This window comes from Micromonospora sp. ALFpr18c, assembly GCF_008868155.1.
Lineage (GTDB): Bacteria > Actinomycetota > Actinomycetes > Mycobacteriales > Micromonosporaceae > Micromonospora.
Genome location: NZ_WBKR01000368.1, coordinates 1 through 2001, shown reverse-complemented (window position 1 = coordinate 2001; position 2001 = coordinate 1). Strand labels below are relative to the sequence as shown.

At 75.0% G+C, this 2001-nt stretch carries 2 protein-coding genes; both read right to left on the bottom strand.

Translation table 11 applies throughout. The annotated features are described in order from the left end of the window. Window positions 1–955: arginase family protein (locus F8271_RS31105; protein WP_151493347.1), on the bottom strand; the 955-nt coding region annotated here is incomplete at its 3' end. Between the two features lie 69 nt (window positions 956–1024). Beyond that, a complete protein-coding gene (locus F8271_RS31100; protein WP_151493346.1) occupies window positions 1025–1948 on the bottom strand; it encodes a tetratricopeptide repeat protein in 924 nt (307 codons plus the stop codon). Window positions 1949–2001 lie beyond the last annotated feature (53 nt).

Genomic DNA, 2001 nt, shown 5'->3' with positions numbered 1-2001 from the left:
CGGGGGCCGGACGGGGCGACAGCAGCCGGGGCGGTACGGCCTCCGGGGCGGTGACCGGGGCCAAGCCCGCGACCACGGTGTTGACGATCTCGGCGGCGTACGAGCCGTCCGGGTCGTAGTCGGGGTCGAAGACGGTCAGCTCGACGCCGAGGCAGTGCGGGGTGTCGACCAGGCCGGCGAGCAGGATCTCCAGCTCGGCGAAGGCGATCCCACCCGGGTCGGGGGCGTCCACGGCGGGCATCACCGCCGGGTCGAGCACGTCCACGTCGATGTGCACCCAGTAGCCCGCGCAGTCGGCGAGCTGCTCGTGTGCCCACTGGGCCGTCCGGGCGGCACCCTCGGCGCGCAGCGCCGGCACCGGCCGGGTGGTGATTCCCGCCGCCTGGAGGTCGAGCCGGTACTCGTCCTGCGCCCGGATGCCGAGCACCACCACGTCGATGTCACGGAAGTAGGGACGGCGCCCCTCCAGTGCCGCCAGGTCGGCCTGCCCGCGCCCGGTGACCAGGGCCAGATCCTCGCCGGCGGCCGCGCCCACGTAGGAGGCGTTGCCGGGGTGCCGGAAGTCGGAGTGCCCGTCCACGAAGACCAGACCGATGCGCCCGCCGACCGCCTCGCCGAGCCGGTGCATGGCCAGCGCGGAGCCGAGCAGCACCGAGCAGTCGCCGCCCAGCACCACCGGGAACTCACCCCGGTCGATGATCGAGCCGATCCGTTCGGCGAGGGCGAGGGAGTAGTCGGCGATCTCCCGGGCGTGGCACACCCCGTCGCCGGGCCGCCAGTCGCCCGGGTCGTACCGGGGTGGGGTGAGGCAGCCGGCGTCGCGGGCGCGCAGCCGGGCCAGCAGGTCGTGGTCGCGCAGCGCTCCGGGTGCCTTCGCGCAGCCCGGGACCGACGTGGGCGTCGGCGGCCGCAGACCGAGATTTGTCGGCGCGTCGAGGACGGCGATCCGGCGCATCGTGAGCTCCCGTCCTCGGTGGTCGGGCGGGCCGGCCGGAACGCCGGCCCGCGCTGGCGTGCTACGAACTCAGAACAGGGCGCTGGCCAGGGCGCGACGCGCCGAGGCGACCGCCGGATCGTCCGGACCGGCGATGGTGAACAGCGACACCAGGTGCTGGCGGACCACCTCCCGGTCCTCACCGGCGGTGCGCCGGACCAGACCGACCAGCCGGGCGTACGCCTGCTCGGCGAGGCCGCTGAGCACCTCGATGTCGGCGGCGAGCAGCTGGGCGGCCACGTCGTCGGGGGCGCTCTCGGCGGCGGCCAGCGCGGTGGCCGGGTCGGCGCCGGCCACCCGGCGGGCCACACCGACCTGGGCGAGGCCGGCCTCGGCCGCGGCGTCCGCCGGGGAGTCGGCGAGGATCTTGCGGTACGCCCGCTCGGCGGCGTCCAGGTCACCACTCATCAGCGCGTCGTCCGCCTCGTCGAGGCGCGGGTCCTCCGGTTCGGCGACGGTCACGCCGCCGGCCTTGAGCACGGCCTGCAGCCACTGGCGCAGCTGCGCCTCTCCGACCACGCCGGAGAAGGCGTCGATCGGCTGGCCGCCGACCACCGCGTAGACCATGGGGATGCCCTGGACCCGGAACATCTGGGCGATCCGCGGGCTCTGCTGCACGTCGACGCGGGCGAGCACCCAGGCGCCGTCACTCTCGGCGGCCAGTCGCTCCAGCACCGGGGCGAACTCGTCGCTCTCCGGGAAGCCGGCCGCGCCGAAGAAGACGACGACGGGCATGGCCATCGAGCGTTCGAGCACCTCGGACTGGATGGTCGCCTCGGTGACGTCGACGATGGCGGCGTTGCCGCCGGCGGTGGGCCCGCCGGGTGCGCCGGTGGACGGGCCGCCCTGCGGGGGTGTGCCGGGGCGGGAACTGGCAGGTGCGGGGCCGCGCAGCGTGCTGAGGTCGACCGCGCCGCGGGTGAAGATCGACGAGGTGATCCGTGGGTCGCTCATGGTTACCTAGTCTCGCACGCGGGCGAGGATTCTCAGCTCACCCACAACCCCGA